This window comes from Chitinophaga sp. Ak27 (genome assembly GCF_012726295.1).
Lineage (GTDB): Bacteria > Bacteroidota > Bacteroidia > Chitinophagales > Chitinophagaceae > Chitinophaga.
Genome location: NZ_JABAOB010000012.1, coordinates 213,607 through 220,092, shown reverse-complemented (window position 1 = coordinate 220,092; position 6,486 = coordinate 213,607). Strand labels below are relative to the sequence as shown.

The following is a 6,486-nucleotide window of genomic DNA, read 5'->3' as shown; positions in this document are numbered from 1 at the left end:
TTATCTGCTACAAAAAAAAGTGTAAAAGATGCAAACAGTACTTAGAGCAGGAATAATGGTCTTGCTGCTGGCAATAAGTATGCGCATTGTAGCGCAGCAGAACATTCAGTTCAGCCAGTATGTCTTCAACGGGTTAAGCGTTAACCCTGCCTATGCAGGCTATAAGGAAGACCTGTATGTGAATACCGTTTACCGTCATCAATGGAGTGGTTTCCCTGGTGCGCCCCGTACGGGAGGCGTATCGATAGATGGGGTAACGCCGGCGAGCGACAACAAGGTAGGATTAGGGTTACAAATGTTGTTTGATAAACTGGGACCACAGGAGGCGTTATCGCTGTATGGCTCATACGCCTACCGGATTCCGCTGGATGATGAAGGTACGCGCCGGCTTTGCTTTGGTCTTGGTGGTGGTGTTACCCAGTATTCCATCGACGGTAATGCGCTGCAATACACAGATAACGATGACGTGGCGCTGCCGCTGGGCAAAAAGAGTGTGTGGGTGCCAGACGCGCGCTTTGGCATATACTATTACACTTCCCGTTTTTATGCCGGCGCTTCCGTCATGGACCTGTTTTCTCTCTATACCGATGCTACCCGCTATAGCTGGAAAGGGAATAACTATTCCACCATCCGAAAAACACAGCACCTGTATATTACTACAGGTGCTATGTTTCCGCTGGGCGACAATTTGCAGCTGAAACCTTCGATCCTGATTAAGGAAGATTTTAAAGGGCCTACCAACGTAGATATTAATGCCTTCCTGTTGATTGGCGACAAATTATGGACAGGCGCTTCCTATCGTACCGGTGTGGGATTATGGAATAAAACTAACCTGCAGAAAGACCTCAGCGAAGTAGATGCTGCCAGCGTAATGGTGGAATTTTATGCTACTGAAAAATTGCGTATTGGCTATTCCTACGATCTGACCATTAATAAAATGGCAGGTTACCAGGGAGGATCGCACGAGATATCACTGGGCTTTTTGATCCCATCGAAGAATTTTACGGTAAGGAGCCCCAGGTATTTTTAACCTTTAGTTGTTACACGTATGATACGTTGCACGATAATGACCATTCCGCTGGTGTTTTTGATGACGACACAGTTATACAGCCAGGAGCAGAAGAGTTTGACGCAGTTGGCTGATGAGGCTTATGCAAGGCAGGAGTATGCAAAGGCGGGCTCGCTCTATTACAGGATTGCCCGTAATAAAGGAAGTAAGACGGCGGTAGACCAGTTGATGAAAATGGCCCATAGTTACCAGGAAATTGGGTACTATAAGTTGGCTGCCGACATCTACCAGGAAGTTATCAGTCGCCCTGATTGTCCTGCGTCTGCTTATTTTTCTTATGGAGAAGTACTCCGGCAGCTGGAACAATATGATGCGGCAAAAAAACAATATGCTTTGTTCAGCACGTCGAATGCCGACAGCCTTAAATTAAAAGATGTTGCGTTGCTGGGCTGCGACAGTGCCGCCGTATGGAGCAAGCAGGGCGCGCCTATAGAATTGAAGCCGATCAAAGAACTGAATACCTATGGTTCCGACCTCGTTAGCGGGGCGGTACAAAAAGGTTTGCTGGTAATGTCGAACGGTTACCGCTCAATGGCGCTGAATAGCGGCTCACAAGCGAGTCCCGCCATCGACAAACGCACGGAGCAGCCTTATTACAAGGCATATGTTTACCAGCAATACGCCGGTGATAATTCCAACGCCTACCTGGAAGAGCTGGTACCCGCGCTGCTCGGCAAATATGACTATCATATTGGTCCTGTATGTTTGAATAGTACGGAAGACACCCTTTACGCGACCATTAATATACAAGGCAAGGGAGTGCCCGTTACTGGCAAAGGTGCTATAAATGGTATCCGTCACCTGCAGATCTACCAGTCGGTGAAAAAGAATGGTAAATGGGAAACCCCGGTATTGATGCCTGGCATTAATATAGAAGGATATTCGGCCAGTCATGCAGTATTAAGTTCCGGTGGCGATGTCTTGTATTTTGTATCTGATCGTCCTGGTGGTCTGGGACAGACGGATATATGGTATGCAGAGAAGCAGGCAGATGGTACCTGGGGAGCGCCGGTTAACTGCGGTAGCCAGGTAAACACGGTGGCAGCTGAAACCTTTCCAACGGTAAATGAAGACGGCATTCTTTACTTTTCCAGCAAGGGTTATGCAGGGATGGGTGGTTATGATATCTATCGTGTAAAGGGCTCGAAATCCAATTGGGAAGTACCGGAGAATATGAAACTGCCGTTTAATTCCGGGGCTGATGATATGGGGTTGGTATTGAAACGAAATGGTTATGAAGGTTACCTGGCTTCCAACAGGCCAGGTGGTATGGGGAAAGATGATATCTATTATTTCTCAGACCCCAACTATTTTAGCCGGGTTAATCCTGTGCCGGAGCCACCGGTGACTGTAGCCCATACAACGACACCAGTAACGGGCGGACCACCTAACCCGGGCGGGAAAAAACACACCGCCGAAGAAATTACGGATAAACAAAAACTGGAAGAATTGAAGTTTTTGTATGACTATAACAGTGCGTCCCTGCTTACTGAGTCCCGCCGGATCCTGGAAGAGGTTGCAGCGGTGTTGAAGCGTCATCCTGACTGGAAAATTGTGATTATGTCCTTTGCGGATAGCCGTGGTGGCGATCAGTACAATACCGATCTGTCGGCATTGCGTTGTTATGCAGTAATAGATTACCTGGCCGGTAAGGGCATTGATCCCAAACGCCTTTACTACAGCAATAAAGGGGAGCGGGATCCTGTAAATGGCTGTAAAGATGGGGTGCCATGTAGTGAAGCAGAATACAAACAAAACAGACGTTCCGAATTAAAGATAAAATGGTAGGGTAGATAGTAAATAGTAAGCGCCTTCAGGGGAAAACCTGGAGGCGCTTTTTTGCTGATCAGTTTAAGATAGAGGAGAAGTAGCGCATGCTGTATGGGCACGCACTATTTTTTCTCTATTCTTTTTTCAAGCTCTTTAATACTGGTTGTGATCATTTTACCAATGGGTTTATTATTACGGTAGGTGATCATCCGGAAGGTATCTGCTCCTTTGGGAATGTTGAGCGTATCTGTATATTTTGGAGAGAAATTGTCCGGGAAGGTACCATCAAAGGTATAATAGATGTCCAGTTTATCCAGTTCCCGGGTGAGCACAATGCGCATAGGTTGGCTGCTATCCTTTTTTACAGGCTTGATTGCGGCATCATACACCGACCTGGCGTAGTTTACATGGGCTACGTCAAAGCGGGCTAGCTGTGTTTCCATGCGACTGATAAAGCTATCCCAGTTCCTGGCTGATTTGGGCGACCAAAATACTTCACATAACGCAAAGGCACGGGGCCAGGTCATGTATTCGGCATGCCGGTAGTTGGGCACAGATTCTGTCCATAGGTTGCCTTGTCCGCCTAAGATGAGGGAGGGATCAGTTATTTCATTGGGCACTGGTTCAAATTTGTAGCAGCTGGTGAGGGTGAGCATTGAATAAGTGAGCGGTTCGCCGGCAGGATCACCCTGATAGAGGTCCAGGTAGCAATGGGAGTCGGGTGTCATGATCACCGGATGCTTCATCTTTGCCGCATTTAAACCGCCCTGCATACCTCTCCAGGACATTACCGTAGCTTCCGGGGCCAGGCCGCCTTCCAGGATTTCATCCCATCCTATCATCTTTTTTCCTTTGGAAATAATGATCTTTTCCATCCGCCTGATGAAATAACTTTGTAGTTCTTCTGCCGATTGCAATTTTTCATCTGCCATTCTTTTCCGGCATTTTTCGCATTTTTTCCAAAAACCTTTATAACATTCATCACCGCCGATATGAATATACGGGCCGGGAAAGAGGCCGGCTATTTCTGTGATTACCTTATCCATCAATTCGAAGCTCTGTTCATTGCCAGGGCATAAGGCGTTATCTTCCCTGGCATAAAATACATTGCCAACATTTACATCAAATGGGCCGCCGGTACATGATAATTGGGGATAGGCGGCCAGGGCGGCTAAGCTATGACCGGGTACATCTATTTCCGGTAGGATCGTCACAAAACGTGTCTTTGCATATTGCACAATTTCTTTCACTTCTTCCTGGGTATAATAACCTCCATAGGTAACCTGTTCTCCTTTGGCCCGGGGCTCCCTTGTCCACCAGGCGCCCATCCTGGGTGCACGCCATGCCCCGATGGTTGTCAATTCCGGCAGGCTCTTTATTTCAATTCTCCAGCCCTGGTCGTCCGTAAGATGCCAGTGAAAAACATTCATTTTATACCTGGCCAGCTGGTCGATGTATTTCTTTACCGCTTCTTTCGGAAAATAATGACGACTTACATCCAGCATCAGTCCCCTCCATCCAAACCGGGGGTAGTCGGTAATCTTTACACAAGGAATGGTCCAGCGCTGATGTGCTGCCAGCTCATGGCCTTCAACTTCTTTGGGCAACAATTGTAGCAGCGACTGCATGGCATAGAAAAGTCCCGCCGGCCTGTTGGCTGAAATATCAATTCTCGTGGGGGTAATATCCAATATATAACCTTCTTCTCCCAGGGTTTTATTGTAAGTAGGGCTAAGATCAAAGTGAATACCCTTGCTGTTATGCGTTGCATGCAATAATTGAAAGCCCGAAGGGGCGCGGAGCATGGTAGCGAATAGTTCGGTAATCCCCGTCAGCGATGGCGCAGATACCAACGGAGTGTTGGCCGTTAAAGTGAAAACACCGGTGTGGTTTTCCACTTTAACGGGTAAAGGAACCAGGTCGAGTTGGGGGGCCTGCCCGGTTTGGGCCATAGCTGTATACGGACTAAAGGTCTGTAATAGGCATGCTGTTGCCAGCAGTAAAATTTTCTTCATCGTGGATGTTGTTCAGTGTTCTAAAGAGCGCCCCGTGGGGGGGCGGCCGATAAAGTACGATATTTTATTAGCATTCAGTGAGGTTATATTCTATGTCCGCTGTTATCTCACCCCTCAAAAAAACGAACTCACGGGCCAATTTGTCCAACTGGCGTGTTTGATAAAATTTCCCATTGCGCGGCTGTCTACTTTTGAGTAACAACTAGCAAAACGCAGTAACAACTACATTTTATCAAATATTAAAAATAGAAAAATGAAAACTACTACCACAAAAATCATCTATTGGTCAGGCATTATTTTTATGTCACTTTGGTTTGGCGCCAGTGGTTTCTTTGAATTAACCAGGAACCCGATCGTATGGGATATCACGCAACAATTGGGCTATCCGCCGCATTTTATCTATATCCTGGGTGTTTTTAAAATTTCAGGGATCATCACCTTATTAATTCCCAACCGCTTACTGCGGTTAAAAGAATGGGTATTTGCGGGTATGTTTTTCGATATCATTTTTGCATTTTTTTCTAAAATAAGCGTGCTGGGCTTTCCTGCTACGATAGATGCTATTATTGCATTTAGCGTACTGTTGGCCGCCTACCTGATGTTCAGGAAGCTGTACCCGGCTCATTATGCGGTGGAAGTGCCGGCAATGGCGCATTGAGTGGCTGTCTTAAAGGGGAAGGAACTAACCTGTAATTATACAGAACAAACCCCGGCTTGTACCTGTTGGGAGCTGATGGGGTGGACTATTTTTGTGTTATCAATCACCATAAAAACAGATCAAAATGGAAAACATAATAGCCACCCTGCCAGCCACCCAATATTTTACTACCGGCGACGGTGTGCGCATTGCCTATGAACTGGAAGGCGAAACAGGAAACCCGGTGTTGGTATTGTCTAATTCTATTGCCACCGACTATCATATGTGGGATGTACAAATGCCTGCTTTTACCCGTTACTTCCGGGTATTGCGGTTTGACACCCGGGGAAATGGCGCTTCCGCCGCACCCGCAGGAGATTATTCCATTAACCGGATGGCGCTGGATGTAATCGAGTTGATGGATCACCTGGATATTGAAAAAGCTCATTTCCTGGGCCTGTCGTTGGGTGGTTTTATAGGTCAGTACCTGGCCATACACATGCCGGAAAGGATCGATAAATTAGTATTGGCCAATACTTCTTCTTACCTGGGGCCACAGGAGTACTTTAATAAACAGATAAAATCCCTGCACGAGGGGGCTGGCATGGACGGATTTGCCAATATGTTTATTCATAATTGGTTTCCTGCCGCGATGATCAACAGTGGAGACAGCCGGGTAGCACCTTTCCGTGACATGGTATTAAACACACCTCCACAGGGACTGGCCGGTTCTTTCGCGGCTGTGCGGGATGGCGACCTGAGAAAAACGGCTGCGCTGATTCCACACGCAACGCTCATTATAGGCGGGCAGTTTGATACAGTTACCCTGCCTGAACACAGTGAGTTGCTGGCTGCCACCATTAGTAATGCCAGCCTGACTATATTGCCGGTCGTGCACCTGTCGAATGTGGAGAACAGTGAAAGGTTTAATGAGCTGGTGATCGACTTTTTACAGGATTAAGATGAAATAGTTTTGTAGTGGATAATTGCAGCGC

At 47.0% G+C, this 6,486-nt stretch carries 5 protein-coding genes; 4 read left to right on the top strand and 1 reads right to left on the bottom strand.

Annotation, left to right across the window (positions count from 1 at the left end):
* Positions 1 to 28: 28 nt before the first annotated feature.
* Positions 29 to 1,030 (top strand): type IX secretion system membrane protein PorP/SprF, encoded by a 1,002-nt coding sequence (locus tag HGH90_RS29950; RefSeq protein WP_168764688.1) that lies wholly within the window; start codon positions 29 to 31, stop codon positions 1,028 to 1,030.
* Between the two features lie 18 nt (positions 1,031 to 1,048).
* Entirely contained in the window at positions 1,049 to 2,857 is a 1,809-nt protein-coding gene (locus HGH90_RS29945) for an OmpA family protein (protein ID WP_169192633.1), read from the top strand.
* A gap of 104 nt (positions 2,858 to 2,961) precedes the next feature.
* Here the strand turns inward: HGH90_RS29945 and HGH90_RS29940 are convergent, their stop codons facing one another.
* Positions 2,962 to 4,854, bottom strand: a complete 1,893-nt coding sequence (locus tag HGH90_RS29940; protein WP_169192632.1) for a beta-N-acetylhexosaminidase — start codon at positions 4,852 to 4,854, stop codon at positions 2,962 to 2,964.
* Between the two features lie 253 nt (positions 4,855 to 5,107).
* Between HGH90_RS29940 and HGH90_RS29935 the strand changes: the two genes are divergently transcribed.
* Both HGH90_RS29935 and HGH90_RS29930 read left to right on the top strand, forming a co-directional pair.
* The gene (locus HGH90_RS29935) at positions 5,108 to 5,512 is read left to right on the top strand and encodes a DoxX family protein (RefSeq protein WP_168764685.1); all 405 of its coding nucleotides are present in this window, start codon (positions 5,108 to 5,110) and stop codon (positions 5,510 to 5,512) included.
* Between the two features lie 124 nt (positions 5,513 to 5,636).
* Positions 5,637 to 6,452 (top strand): alpha/beta fold hydrolase, encoded by an 816-nt coding sequence (locus tag HGH90_RS29930; RefSeq protein ID WP_168764684.1) that lies wholly within the window; start codon positions 5,637 to 5,639, stop codon positions 6,450 to 6,452.
* The last annotated feature ends 34 nt before the right edge of the window (positions 6,453 to 6,486 follow it).